Annotated in this window: 13 protein-coding genes and 1 tRNA gene; 8 read left to right on the top strand and 6 right to left on the bottom strand. The window is 45.6% G+C overall.

The genetic code is table 11. The annotated features are described in order from the left end of the window. A partial coding sequence (locus tag QUB12_RS32615) for a hypothetical protein (RefSeq protein WP_445300691.1) occupies nt 1-266 on the bottom strand: 266 nt, incomplete at its 3' end. Nucleotides 267-398: 132 nt separating this feature from the next. Next, on the bottom strand, nt 399-5882 hold the full coding sequence (locus QUB12_RS32610) for an AAA family ATPase (protein WP_333146178.1): 5484 nt from the start codon (nt 5880-5882) through the stop codon (nt 399-401). Between the two features lie 1586 nt (nt 5883-7468). On the opposite strand from QUB12_RS32610, the gene QUB12_RS32605 reads away from it, so the two are divergent. The 5 genes from QUB12_RS32605 (at nt 7469) to QUB12_RS32585 (ending at nt 13721) form a co-directional block, all read left to right on the top strand. Further along, complete coding sequence (locus QUB12_RS32605; protein ID WP_333310358.1) at nt 7469-12196, top strand: glutamate synthase-related protein; 4728 nt, start codon at nt 7469-7471, stop codon at nt 12194-12196. Nucleotides 12197-12437: 241 nt separating this feature from the next. After that, the gene (locus tag QUB12_RS32600) at nt 12438-12614 is read left to right on the top strand and encodes a hypothetical protein (RefSeq protein ID WP_333146182.1); all 177 of its coding nucleotides are present in this window, start codon (nt 12438-12440) and stop codon (nt 12612-12614) included. A gap of 58 nt (nt 12615-12672) precedes the next feature. Further along, a complete protein-coding gene (locus QUB12_RS32595; protein WP_333146184.1) occupies nt 12673-12870 on the top strand; it encodes a hypothetical protein in 198 nt (65 codons plus the stop codon). Between the two features lie 3 nt (nt 12871-12873). After that, entirely contained in the window at nt 12874-13308 is a 435-nt protein-coding gene (locus QUB12_RS32590) for a hypothetical protein (RefSeq protein ID WP_333146186.1), read from the top strand. Between the two features lie 143 nt (nt 13309-13451). Further along, nucleotides 13452-13721 (top strand): type II toxin-antitoxin system Phd/YefM family antitoxin, encoded by a 270-nt coding sequence (locus QUB12_RS32585; RefSeq protein WP_333146188.1) that lies wholly within the window; start codon nt 13452-13454, stop codon nt 13719-13721. 37 nt (nt 13722-13758) lie between these two features. Here the strand turns inward: QUB12_RS32585 and QUB12_RS32580 are convergent, their stop codons facing one another. The 4 genes from QUB12_RS32580 to QUB12_RS32565 all read right to left on the bottom strand — a co-directional run bounded on the left by QUB12_RS32580 (nt 13759) and on the right by QUB12_RS32565 (nt 18695). Continuing rightward, nucleotides 13759-14157: a PIN domain-containing protein gene (locus tag QUB12_RS32580; RefSeq protein WP_333146190.1), complete on the bottom strand. Its 399-nt coding sequence runs from the start codon at nt 14155-14157 to the stop codon at nt 13759-13761. 6 nt (nt 14158-14163) lie between these two features. Further along, entirely contained in the window at nt 14164-14397 is a 234-nt protein-coding gene (locus tag QUB12_RS32575) for a hypothetical protein (protein ID WP_333146192.1), read from the bottom strand. A 308-nt stretch (nt 14398-14705) separates the two neighbouring features. Then, nucleotides 14706-18053, bottom strand: a complete 3348-nt coding sequence (locus QUB12_RS32570) for an Eco57I restriction-modification methylase domain-containing protein (protein WP_333310355.1) — start codon at nt 18051-18053, stop codon at nt 14706-14708. Nucleotides 18054-18107: 54 nt separating this feature from the next. Then, the gene (locus tag QUB12_RS32565) at nt 18108-18695 is read right to left on the bottom strand and encodes a Uma2 family endonuclease (protein ID WP_333310353.1); all 588 of its coding nucleotides are present in this window, start codon (nt 18693-18695) and stop codon (nt 18108-18110) included. Between the two features lie 399 nt (nt 18696-19094). On the opposite strand from QUB12_RS32565, the gene QUB12_RS32560 reads away from it, so the two are divergent. The 3 genes from QUB12_RS32560 (at nt 19095) to gcvT (ending at nt 21259) form a co-directional block, all read left to right on the top strand. Beyond that, the gene (locus tag QUB12_RS32560) at nt 19095-19298 is read left to right on the top strand and encodes a hypothetical protein (RefSeq protein ID WP_096832242.1); all 204 of its coding nucleotides are present in this window, start codon (nt 19095-19097) and stop codon (nt 19296-19298) included. Nucleotides 19299-19451: 153 nt separating this feature from the next. Further along, nucleotides 19452-19524, top strand: a tRNA-Ala gene (locus tag QUB12_RS32555). Between the two features lie 583 nt (nt 19525-20107). Continuing rightward, nucleotides 20108-21259, top strand: coding sequence for a glycine cleavage system aminomethyltransferase GcvT (gene gcvT, locus QUB12_RS32550; RefSeq protein ID WP_333310351.1), 1152 nt, complete (start codon nt 20108-20110; stop codon nt 21257-21259). The last annotated feature ends 90 nt before the right edge of the window (nt 21260-21349 follow it).

Below are 21349 nucleotides of genomic sequence, written 5' to 3'. Positions count from 1 at the left end.
ATGCCTGTTCCACAAGAAAATTCACTCTTTGTGGAACAGGCATCTTGCCTGTTCTTGAGAATGGTGCAAGATGTGAGTTTCAACCGACTTTCGCTATCAGCCAGGGAATTCATTCCCTGGCGGGCTCTCGAAGCATCCATCAACCCAGCCCTCTCCCCCTCTTGTGCTCTGGCGGGTTGATTCCACACTAAAGACGGGACGATCGCCAGTACGGGTAAAATCGAGACTGACAATATTAGACGCCAATAGAAAAAATTACGTTTCACAGCTTACAACTCACAATTTCACTTCTAAACGCATGGGAATTTAGGAACCCGGAAAATCCGTATGTTTCTTCTTACTAAATCCGATATTTTTGGCGATCGCAATAATTACGCTAGATCCCTACTACAAACTGCTCACCCCGGAATACCAATCACAAACTCCGAACCCTGCCCCAAAGAAGAATTCACGAGTAACGTACCTCCATGTTTTTCCACAACAATTTGATGGGCGATCGACAATCCTAATCCAGTGCCTTGACCCACAGGCTTGGTTGTAAATAAGTGGTTAAAGATGTTTTCCTTGACTTCGGGCGACATCCCTACTCCATTATCCTTAATGCGAATCAAAACCTGATTGTTGTCTTCACTCAGAACAGTTTGAACCGTGATTTGATTAGGCAGGGCTTTAATTTCACTAAAACTCCGCCCCTTATTTGACTCCTCCAGAGCGTCAATGGCATTAGCGAGTACGTTCATAAATACCTGGTTCAACTGTCCGGGAAAGCATTTTACTAGGGGCAAGTTACCATATTCTCTCACAATTTCAATGGCAGGGCGGAACTCGCTGGCTTTTAAACGGTGCTTGAGAATTAGCAGAGTGCTTTCGAGTCCATCATGAATATTGAAAGAAACTGGTCGATCGCTATCCGCCCTAGAAAACGTTCTCAAACTCGTACTGATATTGCGAATGCGCTCAACTCCTTCCTTCATCGAGCCAATCAATTTGGGCAAATCTTCTCGCAAATACTCCAAGTCCATATCCTCTATTTCTGCTTCTATTTCCCCTCCCGGATTTGGAAATTTTTCTTGATACAAATCAATCAAATTGAATAAATCCCCCACGTAGTCTTGAGCAGGTTGCAAGTTGCCGGCGATAAAGCCTACGGGATTGTTAATTTCGTGGGCTACACCAGCGACTAAATTTCCCAGAGCAGACATTTTCTCACCCTGCACCAATTGCAGTTGCATCTGTTTGAGAGCCTGGATAGACTGCTCCAGTTTTTGGGCATAATCCTGAGATTTTTGATAAAGCTGTTGAGATTGCTGATATAAGCGGGCGTTTTCCAGCGAGATGGCAGCTTGGGAGCAGAGGATGTTAAGCAGAGCGACGCGATCGCCAGTGAATGCCCCCGTCGTCAGATTATTTTCCAAATACAGAATTGCCATCATTTTGCCTTGATGGGTAATCGGAGTACATAGGATGCTCTTAGGTTGGTGCTGCTTGATATAGGGGTCAGAAGTAAATATTAATTCAGTCTTGACATCATCGAAAACTAAAGTTTTTTGCGTGCGTTTGACGTAATTAATCACAGTCTGAGGAATTGCTTCGCTCTCCTCTATCCCAATAGTTTCTTGCAGAAGACAGCCTTGGCGAGGGCTACAGTGGACGGCGATTGTCCAGTTGTCCTCTTCTTTCAAAATCAATACTCCTGTTTGAGCCCCTGCATTCTGAATCGCTACTTCCATCAGGGTAGTGAGCAATTGTTCCAGCTTAATTTCGCTAGACAAAGCTTGATAAGCTTTGATAACCGTTGGTAAATCTATTACTGTGGTACTCGTACTTCCAGTAATTGTTTGGTTTTTGCTAGAAGATGAGGTGTCATGGGAGGTAGTCACTGCATCGAAAAAACGAACTTGATTATGTTGCAAAATAGGAGCAAGCAATTGAGAATAGCGTTGTTCTATGTCGTCAATCTTCGCTTTAGCTCCCCAACGAGAGTAGGCATAGTAGGCATCAATTAGATAAAGTTGAGCAATTTTTTCTTTACCCCATTGTAAATAAAATTTTGCAGCCAGCTCATTTGCCAAAGCTTCTTCATTGAGGTATTTGTTTTCTTTAGCCAGAGCGATCGCGCGATCGTAAAAATCCATCGCCTCAACTTGCTGTCCTAAAACGCGATATCGCTCTGCCTCGACCAAATAGAACTTATGCAAGTGATTCATAGGGGCATACTCCGCCCATCGCTTGCTTTTTGCCTGATTTACTGCTACTTTTTCTAGGAGTGCAGCTTGTTTTTCCACATCAGCCTCGGCATACACCGCTAAGTACGTTAGAGACCCATAGAAATAAATCAGCGAATACTGAAGCCCTGCGGTTAGAGCATCCGAATATTGCTCTGCTAGCACGGCATTTTCCAGCGCTTGTTGATAGTTTTCAAACAAATAACCGAGAATCAACTTGTTGAGATAAACGCTGCAAATCGCATACTGCACGTTATTAGCTTGATGCTGCGGTATCATGATGTCTTCATCATAAGCTTCCCCAACCAAACGGCAGGGGTTATCGGTTTTGCCTCGCAAGTTCAAAACAGCCTGCCGAAAAATTTTCACGAAACTGAGTGCGTTTCCCTGACGAATCTGATGAATAGCGCGATCGAAGGTTTCTGTCTCCCGCTCCATTTCCGCCAAGTCTCTGCCCATAGAGAAAGAAAGCGCCGTATAATTGTAAAGTCCATAGGCAGCATATTCTAATTCTCCTGCTTCTAGGGCAATTTGATGGGCTTCTAATAAAAATGGCAAAGAATCTTGGGGGTAGCGTTTCCAATGCCGGACATAGCCATAAACAAGATTGTAGGTTTTAGTTTTTAACTCTTTGCTTTTCACATTATCTAGCAGACCTAAAGCTACCTCACCTGATTGATAGCCGATATCAATATCCCCTCCTGTTCCTGCATGAATTAAACCATACCAAGCATAACTAAAAGCAGATGTAGGTGCATTTCCATAAGTGAGAGATAGTTCTATTGGCTTGCAAACAATCAGCGGGAATAATTTAGATGCAGACTGATAAGAAGCCGACACAACCGTGCCTAAAATTCGCAGGGCTGCTAGATAATAGGAGTCGGTCATCTCTGGAAGATTAATCAATTCTTCCAACGTGTGGCTGGCGAACTTGCGTTTTGTTTCATCCTGGGTTTGCTGAACCTTTTCCGGGCTGGGATTCTCTGGAAATTCCACGCCCAGTTGTTTGAGAACAATCAGCGCCGTCTGTTCTGCTAAGGGTAAATTATTCTGAGCGATGTAACTTTGAATTCGCACTGTATAAACTTTCACAGTATCCAGAGAGGTTCGGGCTTGCTGCAACACGATTTGCACCCATCGATCCATTTGTTCAAATTCACCGCTCAGGAATGCCGCTTCAACTGCTTCCTCATATAGGTTTAAGGTGAGTTGGTACTGGCTGTCCCAACAATCCATTGCTAATAATTCAATTCCGTTACTCAAGCACTCAAAGGCTGTCGCATACGCTGTTGCGGCTTTTGCTTTTTGTCCAGCTACTAGATTTAACTGGGCAAATTCTTCCCGTTGCACGCGATCGCTAACCAGCTTAATCGCCATATTCAAATGGTTGACCATTTCAAAAATTCTTTCTTCCCGCTCGACTTCCGATGTTTCCTTAAACAGCAGTTGCCCTATCTTTAAATGGGTCGAGCGTTTTTGGTCTTCGGGAATGAGAGAATAGGCAGCCTGTTGTACGCGGTCATGCAAAAACTTGTATTTCGCTAATTGTTCATTGCTCGTTAATAAGTCAGTGGTCTCTTGCCTGCCGGCTGGTTCAGCTAAGTCTTTACTACATTGTTGATAAAATTTATAAACATCGCTAACTGGTAAAATCAACCCTTCTTGCAGTGCTTTCCACAAAGCTGTTGCTGTGGCTGTTTGCGAATTTTCATCAACAATTGCTAAGGTAGCCAAATCGAACTGATTGCCAATACAAGCAGCTAACTTTAAAACTTCCTGTGTCCTGATTGGCAACTTTCGCAACTGAAGTGCCATGAATTCTACTACATCATCCGTTAGTGCCAAGGTTCGCACTCTAGCGATATCGCACTGCCAATACCGAGCTTCAAAATTAAATTCAATTATCCCATCTTCATGCAAAGATTTGAGGAATTGTGTGCTGAAAAAGGGATTGCCTTGGGTTTTCTGATAAACGAGTTCTGTCAAAGGCAGAGCCAATGCTGTAGAACAAGCTAAGGTATCGGCAATCAGACAATTCAACTCCGAGCGATCGAGCGGCGCGAGGGTAATTGTGTTTACAGTAGCTCCCGTTTGTTGAATGTGGGATAATGTCAACACTAAAGGGTGTACCGGACTGACTTCGTTATCTCGATACGCTCCAATTAAAAAGAGATACCGCCGATCGCGATCGCTCGTCAAAAGTTGAATCAACTTTAATGAGGCTGAGTCTGCCCATTGCAAGTCATCTAAGAAAATGACGAGGGGATGTTCTTTGGTTGTGAAGAGTTGAATGAAGTTCTCAAGTAACCGATTGAAGCGATTGTGGGCCGCACTGCCCGAAAGTTCTGGTGCGGGTGGTTGCTCTCCGATAATCCCTTCTAGTTCAGGAATTACCTCAACGATTACCTGAGCATTCTCGCCCAATGCTGCCAGGATTTGAGTCTTCCACTGTTCAAGTTTAGCATCTGTTTCGCTCAGCAATTGCTTCATTAAATCGCGAAAAGCTTGTACAAAAGCTGAGAATGGTTGGGTGCGTCCAAATTGGTCGAATTTGCCTTTGATGAAGTAGCCTCTAGCTGCGACAATCGGTTTGTGAACTTCGTTGACGACGGCGGTTTTGCCAATACCTGAGAAGCCAGCCACCAGCATCATTTCCGCGCTTCCTGCACTCACGCGATCGAAGGCTGCCAGTAGGGAGAATACTTCGTTCTCTCTACCATATAATTTTTCGGGAATGATGAAGCGATCGCACAAATCTCGCTGCCCTAGTTTAAATGAGGCGATTTCTCCAGTTTTTTGCCACTGGTACAAACAAGTTTCCAAATCAAACTTGAGTCCTAGAGCACTTTGATACCTATCTTCAGCATTCTTCGCCATCAGTTTGCTAACAATTTCAGACAGCACCAATGGAACGCTTGTGTTCAGGTGATGGACTGGAATAGGCTGCTTGGCAAGGTGACAGTGTACTAACTCTATCGGATCTTCGCTTTGGAAAGGCAACTGTCTCGTCAGCAGTTCGTAGAATGTAACTCCCAGAGAGTAGAAATCTGTGCGGTAATCAATGCCTCGGTTCATTCGCCCAGTTTGTTCGGGAGATATGTAAGCTAAAGTGCCTTCAAGGAGGTTGGGATTTTGAATTTCTTGGGTTTGGCGCGGCAACAGGGAAGCGATGCTGAAGTCAATCAGCTTAACTTGTTTGCTGACAGGGTTAATTAGAATATTGGCGGGTTTGAGGTCTTTATGGATAACGTGGTGGCGATAAAGTCCATCGAGGGAGTTGGCAATTTGAATGGCAATGGGAAGAAACTCGTTAATGGGCAACCCTTCCAGAGGTTCGTTGCTGGCGAACACCAGACTAGCGAGGTAGCTACATAAGGAAATTCCGCCAAAGTCTTCCATCACCAGAGCATACTGGTTATGGTAAGTCTCCAGGCTGTATGCCTTGACAGTGCCGGGTATCTCTAAGTTTTTAGTAATGACAAACTGATTGCGGAAGTGAACCAGTTCGTGGAAGCGGGGAAAGTCATTTCGCAGCAGTTTTATCACTACGGGCTGCTGATCGGAAGACCGACGGGCACGATAAACTAGAGTTCGATTGCCTGCGTATATTTGCTCGTTAATCTGATATCCTCGAAAAATATTTGTTATGCTAGCCATACCTACCTATTCCTATTGCTTCTGTCAAGCCTGAAGCTTTTTAGAGTTAATATCTACTATTTTCGCTCTATCGGCCGTGCTATTGATTAACTATATTTAGTTTAATCTACTTTGTAGCTCAAATTATGAAACCGCCCTTTTCAAACCAGACTTAATATTTTGGTTGTTTTTGCTTGTATACTTGTTTTGAGATAGCGTTGACCTAAAATTACTTTAGATTTTGGTCTATTTGCTGAGTCATTAACACGCATTGATACAAGTGTGTGGGGTTAATTTAATCTCAGATGTTCCTTACAAAAAAAGCGTGACTTCTCAACAGCCCTGCCATTTTAATCAGTGTCAAGTTATTTTAATTATATCTCTCATACAATAGGATTACCATGATTTATATCACTTGGCTTCGGTCTACCTGTATGCAAAATTGAGCGTAATCACCATCGGCACATTTTTCCAGTCTTACTATTTCTGCTAACTAACTTTATTTTATAAAAGATAGGCATGAAATATTCCCCATGCCAATCAAATCTGTAAAAACGCTCACGGTTGAGCTAAACAAAATTACCAAGGACAAGCTTGTGAGCGTTAGTTGAGTTGAGTTTGAGGTTTGAGGTTTACTTCAATCAATCTGGCAGTTTGAACTGTGGTCTAAAATTTTTGCCTTTCCCCGAATCCTGTCAGCAAGCAAGTATCCATTTGGGGCGTGGTTAAAAAGGTGGCGCCGGCTCTACCAGATGCTCCTAATGCGTCAGAAATCCTTGAAATAGCCTGCATTGATGAGTGATATCCATTCGGGTGGTATCGGAATGATTAAACCGCAGAGAACACAGAGGATACAGAGAAAGGGAAGAGAGAGATGAATAATTCCGATGCCAACGGATTGGAGATGACAAAACTTTGTGGGTAAAAAAATCCAAAATAGGCTTGTGGAAAACTGTCAACCTTTTTGGGCTAGGCATCTTAGCCTGGGTTCTGGACATCGCTGACAAGACTTGCACGTAAACTCTGACTGTAATGGGTGAAATTTTATCAATTTTTTGATAAACTTGATGTTCGCAGCTTGAGAGTTGACTTCACAATAAGACCGGTTTCACCAGTTGTGAACCGCGCTGCTACATTGCACCTACCGACTGAGCGGGCAGGTGGCTTTTGTGTCTGCGGGCGCTGACGAAAGCAACTCAGCAGCGCAGCAAGCAAAATAACGCTAAAGTTACTATCTACCTGAGTCCGTAAGGCTACCCTTCCGAACTCAGGAAAAACCCACACAAAAAACTCGTGAAGCGCAGCTATCCCGTAGGGAATCGCCAGCAATGTATTTATTTGCAGGGCGGCGATTTCCCAAAGAATCACTGCTTTTTAACAGCAGGGTATTCTAGGAGACATCTCCGAGGCGATGCGAGCGAGATAATGTGAAATCTGCAAACAGGGTTTTAGTGCTAAGTACAGGCAGCATCGACGTAAATTTTTATCCAATCAGCTTCCAATGTGCTGTTTTAAAGTTTACTAGGCTCCCACCGCTCGGCAGCCTTCTCTCTCCGAGCTATAAAAACGCATCCACCACACAATCACGGAAATAACATTCAATCAACATGGGTAACACGATCGATCCAAACAGAAACGTGCATCAGACTGAGCGAGGAACTCCATTCGCCGGCCAAAGCTGGTTAGTGGAAGAAAGAGATGCCTGCGGTGTGGGGTTTATTGCCAACCAAAGCGGTGAAGCCACCCACTCGATTATTCAAAAAGCGCTGCCAGCTTTAACTTGTCTGGAACATCGTGGCGGTTGCAGCGCTGACTCGGATTCCGGGGATGGTGCGGGTTTAATGACGGCGATTCCTTGGGAATTGCTGGATACTTGGTTCGCCGAACAGGGAATTGTGCCTCCGGCGCGGGAAAACTGCGGCGTGGGAATGCTGTTTTTGTCTCAAGATAAATTTCAAGCGACTATAGCGCGGCAGGTGGTTGAGCAAGTTCTGACCGATCGCGGGCTGAAACTTGTGGGATGGCGCAAAGTTCCCATTGTACCATCGGTTTTGGGCGAGCAAGCGCTAGAAAATCAACCTCAAATCGAACAAGTAATAGTCAGTTCACCGCACTTAGGCGGAGACGAACTCGACAAACATCTATTTTTGGCGCGCCGCACGATCGGACACGCGCTGTCAAATCGGCCCAACTTCACCCGCCAAGACTTTTATACTTGCTCTTTCTCCTGCCGCACGATCGTCTATAAAGGCATGGTGCGATCGGCCGTACTGGCAGAATTTTACCAAGACCTGAAAAATCCCGCTTATAAAAGCTCCTTTGCCGTCTATCACCGGCGCTTCAGCACCAACACCATGCCCCGCTGGCACTTAGCCCAGCCGATGCGCTTGCTGGGACACAACGGGGAAATTAACACGCTGTTGGGCAATATTACCTGGATGAAGGCGCGGCAAGCGAATTTAGCTCACCCGAATTGGAGTCAAGCTGATATCGACACGTTTAACCCAATTGTCAATCCCGAAAGCAGCGATTCGGCAAACTTGGACAACGTGATGGAGTTGTTGGTGCACTCCGGCCGCACCCCCCTAGAATCCCTGACAATTTTGGTGCCCGAAGCCTACAAAAATCAGCCGGATTTGGCTCCCTATCCAGAAATTGTCGATTTTTACGAGTATTACAGCGGCATTCAAGAACCTTGGGACGGCCCGGCCCTGCTGGTGTTCAGCGACGGCAAACAAGTAGGTGCTACGCTCGATCGCAACGGTTTGCGGCCGGCCCGCTACTGCATTACTAAAGACGGTTTGGTAGTTGTGGCCTCCGAAGCCGGAGTTGTCGATATTCCCGAAGCAGATATTGTCGAAAAAGGCCGTTTGGGGCCAGGACAAATGATTGCAGTTGACCTGCAAACCAAGGAAATTCTCAAAAATTGGCAACTCAAGCAGCGAATTGCTAAGCGGCACCCCTACGGCGAATGGCTGCAACAAAACCGCGAAACCTTGCAGCCGCAGCCTTTTGCCGAAACAGCAACCCTCGACTCGCAAACGCTGTTAGCAACCCAAACTGCTTTTGGTTACACAGCAGAAGATTTGGACATGGTGATCGTCGAGATGGCGAGTTCTGGGAAAGAACCGACTTTCTGCATGGGCGACGACGCTCCCTTAGCTGTATTGTCAGAAAAGCCTCAGTTGCTGTACAACTATTTCAAACAGCGGTTTGCTCAAGTCACAAATCCGCCGATCGACCCCCTGCGCGAGGGGATGGTGATGTCGCTGACGATGAATGTAGGCCTGCGGGGCAATTTACTGCAAGCAGTACCGGAAAATGCCAAGCGGCTGAAAATTGATTCTCCCGTACTCAACGACGCTGAACTCTCTTTCTTGAAAGAGCAAAAGTCTTTCCCCGCAACCGAATTGTCAACTCTTTACAAAATTGCTGCCGGGCCTTCTGGTTTGAAAACAGCAGTCGAGCAACTTTGTCAAAAGGCGGCTGCTTCGGTGCGCGAGGGTTCGAGAATTCTGATTTTGAGCGATCGAATCTCGAAGGCCGAAGGCGAATCTTCTGTTGGATTGAGTGCTGAATGTACTTATATTCCGCCCTTCCTGGCAGTTGGTGCGGTTCACCACCACTTAATTAGCGTCGGGCTGCGGATGCAAACTTCCCTGGTTGTGGATACCGCCCAATGTTGGAGCACTCACCACTTCGCTTGTTTGATTGGTTACGGGGCGGTGGCTGTTTGCCCTTACCTGGCCTTGGAAAGCGTGCGCGCCTGGTGGTCTGACAGCAAGACTCAAAACTTGATGCAGCACGGCAAAGTTCCCAATATTACCGTGGCACAGGCTCAAGCTAGATACCGCACAGCGGTGGAAAACGGCTTGCTGAAGATTATGTCGAAAATGGGGATTTCGCTGCTGGCTAGCTATCAGGGGGCGCAAATCTTTGAGGCGATCGGCATTGGCGGTGATTTGCTAGATTTGGGTTTCAAAGGCACTGTTTCCCGCATCGGCGGTTTGAGTGTGGCGGAACTGGCTAATGAGGTAATGTCTTTCCACAGTCAGGCTTTCCCAGAATTGCACCTCAAAAAGCTGGAAAATTACGGCTTTGTTCAGTACCGCCGGGGTGGTGAATATCACATGAACAGCCCGGAAATGGCGAAGGCTTTGCACAAGGCTGTGACTACTTTTAAGGCTCAGACTAACGGTAACGGCAATGGGGCCGAACCAAAAATGACACCAATTGGTGACAAAAATGGTGAAAGTGCTTACGATCACTACGAGGTTTACAAGAAACAGCTCGAAAATCGCCCGGTAACGGCTTTGCGCGATTTGCTGGATTTCCAGAGCGATCGCCCTTCCATTGCCATCGAAGACGTAGAATCTGTAGCAGATATTGTCAAGCGGTTCGCCACCGGCGGTATGTCCCTGGGCGCTTTGTCCCCAGAAGCCCACGAAACTCTCGCGATTGCGATGAACCGTATCGGCGGCAAATCCAACTCCGGCGAAGGCGGCGAAGACCCGGTGCGCTACAAAGTGCTAAACGATGTGAGCGCGGCAGGTTTCTCACAAACGCTACCTCACTTGAAAGGTTTGCAGAACGGCGATACAGCTTCTTCATCCATCAAACAGGTAGCTTCCGGGCGTTTCGGGGTGACTCCTGAGTACCTGATGAACGCCGAACAAATCGAAATTAAAATCGCACAAGGTGCGAAACCGGGTGAAGGCGGTCAATTGCCGGGGGCGAAAGTGAGCGAGTACATTGCTTATTTGCGCCGATCGAAACCGGGTGTCACGCTAATTTCTCCTCCTCCTCACCACGACATTTATTCGATCGAGGATTTGGCACAGTTGATTTTTGACTTGCACCAAATCAATCCGAAAGCAGGAGTTTCGGTGAAGTTGGTGTCGGAAGTTGGCATCGGGACTGTAGCCGCCGGTGTCGCCAAGGCAAATGCTGATGTGATTCAAATTTCCGGTCACGACGGCGGCACCGGTGCTTCGCCACTGAGTTCGATTAAGCACGCAGGTTCTCCGTGGGAACTCGGATTGACAGAAGTTCACCGGGTGCTAATGGAAAATAAATTGCGCGATCGAGTTTTGCTCCGCGTTGACGGTGGTTTTAAAAGCGGCTGGGACGTGATTGTAGGCGCTTTGATGGGCGGCGAAGAGTACGGTTTTGGCACGGTGGCAATGATTGCAGAAGGCTGCATTATGGCTCGCGTTTGCCACATGAATAGTTGTCCGGTGGGGGTGACAACTCAACAAGAACACTTGCGGAAACGGTTCCCCGGAACGCCGGAACACGTGGTTAATTTCTTCTATTTCGTAGCACAAGAAGTGCGGAGTTTGCTGGCGAAATTGGGTTATAAGTCGATCGCAGATATCATCGGCCGCGCGGATTTACTGAAAATGCGCGATGGGGTGCAACTAACTAAAACCCAAGCGATTAATTTGGATTGTTTGACCAAGTTACCTGATACTAAGAGCGATCGATCTTTCTTGATCCACGGCGACGTACACACCAACGGGCCTGTGTTAGATGACGATTTGCTGGCGGATGCTGAGATTCAAAGTGCGATCGCCAATCACGGCACTGTTAGCAAGAGTGTAAAATTGGTGAATACCGATCGCACGGTGGGCGCAAGAATCAGTGGTGCGATCGCACAGCAACACGGCAACACGGGCTTTAGCGGTCAAATCACCCTCAACTTCACTGGTAGCGCGGGCCAAAGCTTCGGCGCGTTCAATTTGCCGGGAATGACGCTGGTGCTGTCAGGCCAAGCCAATGACTACGTTGGTAAAGGAATGCACGGTGGCGAAATCGCGATCGCACCGCCGGCTGGTGCGACTTATGATGCTTCCGAAAATGCGATCGTCGGTAACACTTGTTTGTACGGCGCGACGGGGGGAACTCTGTTAGCTGCGGGTAAAGCTGGCGAACGGTTTGCGGTGCGTAACTCGATGGCGAAAGCTGTGATTGAAGGTGCGGGCGATCACTGCTGCGAGTACATGACTGGCGGCGTAATTGTCGTGTTAGGAAAAGTCGGCCGCAACGTCGGCGCTGGAATGACTGGTGGCTTGGCTTATTTCCTCGATGAAGATGGGACTTTTCCGGCTCACGTCAACGGGGAGATTGTGAAGATGCAGCGCGTTTGTACGGCGGCTGGGGAGGCGCAATTGAAGGAGTTGATTGAGGCTCAGTGCGATCGAACCGGCAGCAAGAAAGCTGAGAAGATTTTAGCAAATTGGTCGGAATATTTGCCGAAATTCTGGCAAGTTGTGCCGCCAAGTGAAGCGAATTCGCCGGAGGCTTCGGAACAAAAGATTGCTGTGGAAGCGTAATTTTGTAGCTGGTTAAATAGATGAGGGGCGACGCGAGTTGCCCCTTTTTTTGATGATCATTCTGGGTTTTTGAGTTGTAGAGTCGATCGCAACACTACGGTGTTATACTAAATGTCAGGTGGTACACCTGTTAACATAAGCAACTTTTAAAGTTATATGAGACAGGTGTGTTACCCCAGAACAAGTGTTTGAAGGTAAAGAGTAGAGATAATGGGTATTAACGTATACGAGCCAACAAGCAATGCCTTCCAAAAAGCCTGTAATCACCATCCGAGTGAACCCCGAAGAATATGAGGTTTTGCAAGAATGGGCTGATTCGGAGTTCAGAAGTGTGCCCAGCTTAGTGCTGGCAGTCGTTCGGAAAACGCTCTTAGAGCGCAAGCAGCAACACCCAGATCGATCGAACTCAAAAACCTAAATCTAAATGACCTTGCCATTGACACCATTCAAATGAACATTATGGAGATACGATCGTTGTGACCAATTCTCAACCAGAGGAAGTCACCTCAAGCCACTCCGTCACCGAACGACGGCGGTGTTATGCAATGCAGGAAAAATACGGCTGGCGACTGCTACGAATCAAACCGACAAAAGACTCCATCCTCAAATACTCCTGCATATTTGAAGGTGAAACCAGTTTTCCTAACTACATGGATGAAGACGAGGAGGATTAACAAATGAGCAGAAAATACATTATTTTTCGCGCTGACTGGACAGAAGAAGAAGGTGCCGAGAACAGACTTTTAGCTCACACCGGAGGGCTAACCGACATTCTGGCAGAGTATTTTGATTCATCAAATTCACCGATTCCTGAACCTGGTTATCGGCCGCTAGAGTTCCAAACTCTGACAGAATCTAAAGACACCCAAATAGCTGGTGCTGATACTCATTACCGCGTAGGCGACTGGGAAGTAGTTAGAGTAGAAGAATACCTGAGAGCCATCCAGAACAATGAATTTGAGATGATCGTGGTTTGCTACTGCAAATACTCCCCTGTTCAGACACCATTGATACCGATGCCACAAGCTACGGTTTCAGTTGACTCCTTCGGTTCCGAGGAAAAATATCGGCAGTATCTCGAACAAACAAAGCAAGCAACAGCACTTGTTTAAAAATAATCTCCACTAGGAAGGTATGGAAATTTTCATACCTTTTTTGATTATTTGCGGTTGGCTAAAACAAAAGTGGCGATCGACCTCCCAATCCCTCACAATTTTGCCTAAAATAGACACAACCCACACTCATAACATCTGTCATGCAAAGTTACACCCTCGCAGAAGCCTGCAATCCACAGGGGACAGTCTTTAACCGAGCTGCTGTCGAGCCAGTTTTACTCACAGATAAATCGCAGCCCAGCCACGTAATTATGTCCGCTGATGCCTATCAGCGCTTGATAGAGCGACTGATGGAAGTAGAAGATATGCTTTTAGGCGATTCTGCAAAATCTGCCCTGAGTCAGTCTCAAATGGTGGGTACTAAAACCTTTGTAGAAACACTCAAACAACTGACAAATGGTGAAACTTGATGGTTTACAAATAACCGTTATTTTATTATAAATACAATCACCAGATAACAGAAATTACACCTGAAGCCGTAATATTTCCATCGCACGTAAACAGCGCAACAGTTTCACCTTGATTTTGCAAAATCATTGCGGTTGCTACAATTTGACGATCGTGCATTTCATGGATGCTCAATAAGCTGAGCGTTTGATTGATGATAGTTCGATCAAGTGGATAAATCGCGATTCTAGGATCGCTGTTAATGGCATTCAACAAAGCATTCACAGATGGAATTGATGTTTTTCTTCGTTCTACAATCCATGCAGCTTCAGCCAAGGCGATCGCAGGTAGAACAAGCTGACTGGTCAAATTGGAGAGAATTGCTTGGGCTTGAGTCCCCAATCTTTGATTTCCTTCGAGAAACCAGATCAGCGCGTGGGTATCAATGACATATTTCATCGGCAGCTATGACCAATCTAATTCATCGTCAGTATCCCCTTGAAACTCGGCAATCTCGAAATCGTCTGCGGTGGATTGTTGAGTACCAGCAAACATTCCAAACTTGATAAATGTAGGCGATCTAGGAATGGATGGCGCAGCCAAAAAAGTAATCACCACGCGGCTTTCATAAATGTTTTCAGGAACTTCTAAAAGTTCGATGACTCCATTTCTGTAAATTCCTTCAAATGCTTGGAGCATAATGATTCACCTCGCGTACAAAGTATGGTCTATCGACTCGCTAGCTCACAATCCCAGTCTAACAAATATTCCCCAAAAAACACAATTTTTTGATATGATATAGTCCGCGACGCAAAAAAAACGTGTTTCTGTCATTACGTTCGTAGGGGCGGGTTCACCAACAATACCAGCCAATAATTGACAATCTCAAAAACCCGCCCCGGCCGGGATATTATGATTAATCGAAGCGTAACGATGATGAAGTGTACAAAAAACTAGAGCGCCTTTTATAATAAACTCATTCTCAGCGATGCTGCTTTAACATTCTATCAAATGTGTCGGGCGATCGGCATTCGCGGAGGTGCTGTTTTCCACATCAAATCTATTTCTTCCGGTGTCAATCCGTAACCTTGATTAACTAAATCGGATAAACGGTGTTCGAGTCTCAACGCCTCAGCTTTGCGAGATTGAATGGCCGGTGCATATTCATTATAAGTTTCGCGGACGGCTTTTAGTCCAGCAACACCGAGAGGATCGGATGATTTAGTTTTCGGCATTCGCTTTCTGATTTCTGCTACGAATTCAGCAAAAGAAAGAGCAGAAAAATCTTCGAGTTTTTGTCCGAGTTTATCAATTACATAAGTGATTTCCAGCCAGTGCAAGACATCTCGGTGAGTTTCTTGATTAGTTTTGGCGATTTCAATTAAACGGCTGACAATTAGTTCTACTTCGGCACGAACTGAGTCAGTTGGTGGTGCGATGGGAAGCTTTTCCGTCAATTCGCCAAGCGGACTCAGTGCTTCATCTTTCATGTGCGGTAAATACCGCCAATTATGCCACCACATAAGTGCTGAATTAAGCACTCCCAAGATATACAATTCAGATGTCGAAATAATGAAAGCTTTATTGTTGGTCAAATAACTCCTATTATCATAGCTATATGCTGGATGAAATTGAATTTCCTGATATATAAGTTTAGGCTGTAGAAAGAGGTTGCAAAAAGATGGAGATGCTTGCCACTGCCACCATAATTGTTTACCTGATCTTGCTTCTAACTTAGTTCTATATTTTTGCAGATGAGATTTTATCATAGGATAGTTTTCTATCTCAATATCTCTATGAGCGAAGATTACCCAAATTTCATCCCATTGAGGATACCAGCGTTTAATATCCTGACCTCGCAATAAGGGCTTGATGATTTCAGCAGATTTAGGGTCAGCTTTAACTAGACTATTTTTAGTGGCTTCATCAAGAAAAAAAGCGTCGTTAAATCCTGTTAAAATACCTCGATAAGGCTTAACCCCTGCAAAATCTTTTAGCGGAACTCCCACTTGTTTTATTTTCTGCATTAACTCATCAACAGCAGGAGGTTCCAGACTCCAAGCACTCGCAGTGAAACGATCTCGCGAAATTTGATAACCGTGTTGTTGAACATATTGTGTAAGATTGATATTAGCAAGTTCCTCGCGCGGAACAGGACAAACAATCACAGGCGAATTAGGTTCAGATTTACCTTGCTCAATCTCGCTTTCAGTTTCAGAGATACATAGAGAAGCGTTAGGTTTTCTGACTGCGACAATACAGGGAAAAGTATCAGCATCCTCAAAAATGGGCGCGTGTCCGAAATCAATAATTTGCTCTAGTAAACCTTGACTGGCAAAGAACTTGCGTAGAGGTTCGCCGTATCCCGACCTCAGCCATTTATTTGTGACAATATACGAAAGCACTCCCTTCGGTTTGAGAATGTTTAATCCGAGTTCATAAAAATAAGTATAAAGGTCTGCTACGCCGTTATAGGATTCATAATTTGCTTGCAAGTATGGTTTAATTGGAGACAGCAACTCCTGCCGCACGTAAGGCGGATTGCCAAGGACAACATCAAAACCGCCATCAGCAAAAATCTGGGGAAATTCAGCTTGCCAATCAAACGCTGTATCTGCTACATTACTGTCAGCGACGATCGAGTTTCCCGCTTTAATATTATCATCCAAATACGTCAGGGTTTTACCAGGTTCGGCCGTCTTCAACCACAGAGAAAGTTTGGTAATTTCCGCCGATTCCGGCAGCAAATCTACGCCGTACAGGTTGTTGCTTAAAATGCTTCTGTCAAATTCCAGCGAGTTGCCGTCTTTTGGTTTATACCCCAAAGCATTCAATTCGCGATCGACTCTTTCGTACTGCTGCATCAAATAATCAAAAGCCGCAATCAAAAAAGCACCCGAACCGCACGCCGGATCGATGACGCGCGTTTTTTGCAGCACCTCGTCTCGATACGCTTTCCAAAACTTAATTGCAGTTTTCTTGGGCGGCTGAACCGACACTTCAGCAACTTCGCTAATTAGGAATAAATCGCGCAATTCTTGCTCTCGACGCTGCAAATAGCCACCGAGAGAAACCTCGACAATATACTGAGTAATAAAAGCTGGCGTGTAAAACACACCTTGAGTTTTTCGCTTGCCTTTTTTATGATTGTATTCCTGTCCGGTAGTTTCAGCATTTAATTCTTCCAAATCTGTAACAGACTGCTCGAAAATATGCCCCAAAATATCGACGGAAACTTCGGTATCAAAATCAAATCTGGTCAGCTTATTAAGCAGACTGCATAAAGGATTTGGCACAGTCAATTGTGCGTCTAAAACCGGATCGAATTTAAATAAACCGCCGTTGTATCCCGGTACAGGAGGGTCATCATTTCCCACATCAACCCAGCGAAATACAGATTGATAATTTTCCCAAATTAATCTAGGATTGTATTGGTCTTGGTGGTCGTGAGCGTTGCTGAGGGTGTTTCGCGGCAGCAACCCTTTATCTTCACAAAAAGCAATGAATAAAACGCGGTCTAAAGTTTTTTGAGCTTTTTCGATGAGTACGCGATCGCGGTTGGGGATATCCTGCGGCCCAGAAAAGCGAAAATGCTTGACGAGAGCGAGTCGAATTGCTTTGTACTCTTGATATAATTTATTGGTGATTTCTTCTTGAGCTTCATCAGAGTCTTTTAACAGTCTGTCAATAACAGAACCTGTTTGAGCTTGGTTTTGAGGCAAAAAATTGCGGCGACACAGCAGAAAGTAAAACCGCTTAAAAGCTGCAATATCCGCCAAGTCAGCCAGAAAAAATTGTTCGTAATAAGCAGGAGTTTTATTGGTATGATAAAGTCGCAACTCTCGATAATTCGAGACAATAATCCAGCGACAATCCGGTGTATAATTAGCGTAGCGCCAACCTTGGTCAACTGCTGATTCGGTTCGCGCAGGATGCTGATGTGATGCGGGACGGTCTAAATCATTTTTCGCTCCCTTGAGTTCGATCGGAGCAATCACTTTACCTTGCAGGGACACGGCTTTGCCTTTAAGATTGTCAGCAGCAGTAAAAAAGCCGATCGCCCCGTCAGCAGAACCGCCACCATCAGATATCGTTTGTTCCGCGTTAATTTCCCAAGCTTTCCCCGCACCTTGAATTACCGAGCAATATCCCAAAACATCCTGAAAAATATCATTAATAAAACTGCCGTGCAGCGAAACTTCTTTAACTTCGTCTAACGTACCCGTTTTAAGTGCAGCAATCCACGTCCCCAATTTTTGGTGGCGCACTTCCATATCTTGCGGAAAGCTAAAAGCACGCAAAGCAGTGTTCAGTGTTTTGCTGTGAAAAAGGGCGCGAGTAGAGCGATTTGTCATAAAGTTGAAAAGGCGATCGATTTAATTTTACAGCAAAAAAGCGGTTGTGAAATCCTAACTAGCCGCAGTCGTTTCAAATCTAATCCCTTCATAAATTTCGCCCAATTGAATTTGAAACGGCAGCGAAGACAAAGCCAGCACTGCCTCTGCCGATTCGTATTCACTTAAAAGCCACTTATTTTCCGAAGTCTTGACAAACTGTTCGACATAAAATTTATACTGATCGATTAAAATATATTCTCGAAACTCAGGAATCGATCGATAATAATCAAACTTATCCCCTTGGTCGTAATTTTTCGTACTTTTTGACAAAACTTCAACAATCATCAAAGGATTAATTATTGTATCTGTGCGATCGTCTAAAAGCACTGGTTCGCCTTGAACCACCATCACATCTGGATAAGTATAGAGATGATAGCGCGGTATCGACAAGCGTAAGTCACCGATAAAAACCTTATAGTTTTGTCCCCTGAGAGCAAATTTTAAATGAGCATAAAAATTGCCCGCAATATCATTATGATTTGGAGTACCACCAGTCATAGGAACTATCTCGCCATCAATATATTCACTTTTAGACTCGGCCACTTCCTCTAGTGCCAAATATTCCTCTGGCGAGTAGAGTTTTTGAGTTTGGGTTAACATAGTTTTTATCCTCAACAGCCGTTCATTTTATTTTAATTAAAAGTACACCTATTTTACCAAATTTGAATCGGGTCAGGGTGCGATCGCACTGCTATCAAATCAGTTCGACTCAAAGGTCGATCCTCTTCGTTGGCGTAGCCCCCGGGCGGGCTTCGCTAACGCACCCTACCCCCTCAAAAAAGCGTGAGCGATCGCTCAAGAGTCAAAAACCCACCTCTAAAGCTGAGCTAGCTCTCATTTACTTTGCATATTGTAATTATCACCAAAAGCTATCATTTTTTCTGAGTAGCTTTCCGCTGCTCCCTTCGGGTTTTACAGCAAAAGTTAAATACAGGTGAGCTTATCTGCACGGAGCGAAAAGTTTTGTTACAATAGGTAAGCTGTTACAAATCGTAACTTATGCTGGTTTCTATTTTAATAATTGACGTTGCCCTCGTTGCCTGGTCTTTGCACTTAATGCAGGAGGCGATCGCGCAACGGGAATTTTCACTAATGCTAGCCGGCACCCTAGTTGCGGTATCAGCCGCCGCTCTGCTAGTCGTCTACTTCCTCATGGGGTCTTGTTTGAGCCATTTGAGCGAAATATCGCAACATACTTACTAAATGATAGTAGGCGATTGACCATTGTCCAGAAGCGAGGAGAGTTTTGTGGAAAAAAAGCCGAAAGCCTTGCCAGCCGAAGGCTCAAAACTAATTTCCCCAAAAAGCTTGACAAATATTGGTCAGTTAAGGCATGATTGAGAGCGCGAAAAGAAAGGGGAATTAGCTCAGTTGGTAGAGCACTACAATGGCATTGTAGGGGTCAGCGGTTCGAGCCCGCTATTCTCCATAAGTCAAGATTAGGGATACGGCACTGCTCATTCGTGTCAACTTAAGACTAAAACTGTTGATAAATATCGCTTTTACCCAAGTCTAGATCCCCCTCGCATCCCCCTTAATAAGGGGGACTAAAGAGAAGACTCTTGTCCCACCCTTATTAAGGGGGGCTGTTTCATTATCACCAAAAACGAGGTTTTTGTAGGGGTAGTGCTACCCCTACTCCCCGTGCCTACCCCCGCCACCAACCATCGAATGGGGGTTTCAGGCCAAAAGGGCCGGCACGGGGGCACGGCCCCTACCAAGAATGAAACCGCCCTGCCTTGTTAAGGGGGACTTTGAATACTCTTGTCCCCCCCGACCTAGGGGCGGTGCCCCCGTGCCCGCCCTAGGCGCCGTGGGGATCGAGGGGCTCATCGGTAGACGGTATACTGATACTACTTTTGACGTTAAGTTGACACGAAGAAGGGCACTGCAGTGTCCTTACTCGTACCTAAACAGCATTGCCGTGTCCTTAAATTCGATCGCCCTACACACCCTGAAAACCAATTTTCCCGTAAAATCAAAACAGTCTACCCGCAACCAAAGCGCTACCAGTGGCAAAGTCAACTGAACCCAACAATCCAGAGAGTCCGAGCCAACTTGCCCGCACGCCTCTGTACGACCTATCATTAGAACTCAAAGCTCGGATGGTGCCATTTTCCGGGTGGGAGATGGCAGTACAGTACGCAGGCATTAGCAGCGAACACCAAGCAGTACGCCAGCAAGCAGGAATGTTCGACATTTCCCACATGGGAAAATTTGGTTTGAGAGGGAAACAAGTAATAGAAAAATTTCAACCCTTAGTACCCTCAGACTTGAGCCGCTTGCAACCCGGTCAAGCTCAATATACAGTCTTGCTAAATGCCAAAGGCTGCATCTTAGACGACATTATTTTCTACTGCCAAGAACCAGATCCTATCACTAGCGAAGAACGTGCAGTAATCATTGTCAACGCCGCCACTCGCATCGCAGACAAAGCATGGATTACCACTCACTTAGAATTGAGCGAACTCTGTTTTACAGACATTTCTGAAGATAAAGTTTTAATTGCAATTCAAGGGTCGGAAGCCGTTAACTATCTCCAGCCTTTTGTAGAAGACAACCTCGCACCAATTAAGGCATTCGGCCACTTAGAAACAAATCTGTTGGGACAGCCGAGTTTTATCGCCAGAACAGGTTACACCGGCGAAGATGGGTTTGAAATCATGGTGGATGCCGAAGTAGGAAAAGAACTGTGGCAAAAATTGTTAGCTGCTGGCGTTGTTCCTTGCGGATTGGGTGCGAGAGATACCTTGCGTTTAGAAGCAGCAATGGCTCTTTACGGTCAAGATATCGACGACAATATCACACCTTTAGAGGCTGGATTGGGTTGGGTAGTTCACCTCGACACCAAAGGCGATTTTATTGGTCGCGAGGTTTTGGAACAGCAGAAAGCGAGTGGAGTATCGAAGCGGTTGGTAGGGTTAGAAATGCAGGGGCGGCACATTGCACGCCACGGCTATCCGGTAATATTTGAAAGCGAAACAGTAGGAGAAGTTACTAGCGGTACATTATCGCCTACTTTGAATCGCGCAGTAGCCCTCGCATTTGTTCCCGCAAAATTAGCGAAAATCGGTCAGCAATTAGAAGTCGAAATTCGCGGTAAAAACTATCCGGCTAGTGTGGTAAAAAAACCATTTTATCGATCGCAAAACCGACCAAGTTAAATTAAGGAATGAGAATTAAATAACTTCCACAAGTTTGTGGGATGGGCGTCCCGCCCGTCCCAAAAGGACGGGCGGGACGCCCATCCCACA

Source organism: Microcoleus sp. B7-D4 (assembly GCF_036705125.1).
Taxonomy (GTDB): Bacteria; Cyanobacteriota; Cyanobacteriia; order Cyanobacteriales; family Microcoleaceae; genus Microcoleus.
The sequence above is the reverse complement of the archived record's forward strand: the minus strand, read 5'-3'. Positions and strand labels throughout refer to the sequence as shown.